Raw genomic sequence first — 236 nt, forward strand, 5'->3', positions numbered from 1 at the left:
CGTCGATGCTGTCGGCGGTCACGGTTACGGTTGTGGAGAAGACGATATTGTCGTTCAGCCGGCCTTCGATCGTCAGAATGTTGTCGTAGTTCGAGGTTCCGTTGGCGACTTCGAACTGCTTGATCTGGAACGGGCCGCCATCGGCCGAGTAGATCGGCGTCCAGAACACGCCTCCTCCCAGATAGTGGTTGCCACCTGCTTCTTCACGCACTGTCGCATCGTCTCCATCCCGCCAG

The 236-nt window shown here is 58.5% G+C and carries 1 pseudogene; it reads right to left on the bottom strand.

The annotated features are described in order from the left end of the window. Positions 1 to 236 (bottom strand): annotated as a pseudogene (locus EOD29_RS35010) (autoaggregation protein (adhering protein)); the annotation flags it as partial.

The sequence above is a fragment of the Mesorhizobium sp. M1A.T.Ca.IN.004.03.1.1 genome, from assembly GCF_003997555.1.
Classification (GTDB): domain Bacteria; phylum Pseudomonadota; class Alphaproteobacteria; order Rhizobiales; family Rhizobiaceae; genus Mesorhizobium.